At 42.5% G+C, this 318-nt stretch carries 1 protein-coding gene; it reads right to left on the bottom strand.

Annotation, left to right across the window (positions count from 1 at the left end; genetic code table 11):
- On the bottom strand, positions 1-236 hold a 236-nt coding region (locus CWB77_RS18115), incomplete at its 3' end, for an HD-GYP domain-containing protein (protein ID WP_249931450.1).
- Positions 237-318: the final 82 nt, after the last annotated feature.

Raw genomic sequence — 318 nt, 5'->3', positions numbered from 1 at the left:
GCTTCATCCATGCTCCAAGGCTCTTTGTAACTACGACGACAACATAACGCATCAAATACATCCGCAATCGCAGTAATTCCCCCCTCTAAACTGATCTCTTGCTGTTTTTTTGCTTGTGGATAACCTGCTCCTTCCCCACGTTCGTGATGATCAATTGCAATGTTAGCAGCAATATCAATTACAGGAGTAGCTGTTCCTTTGACGATTTCCCAGGCTTTTGGGGGGTGCTGTATCAAATTTTCCCATTCATAAGCATCCAATTTAGCTGGCGAATTTATTATTAAATCTGGAACTCACACGTTTCGAACATCGTGTAAC

This window comes from Pseudoalteromonas sp. S1610, assembly GCF_005887465.1.
GTDB lineage: Bacteria > Pseudomonadota > Gammaproteobacteria > Enterobacterales > Alteromonadaceae > Pseudoalteromonas > Pseudoalteromonas undina.
This window is presented reverse-complemented; position numbering and strand designations above follow the sequence as displayed.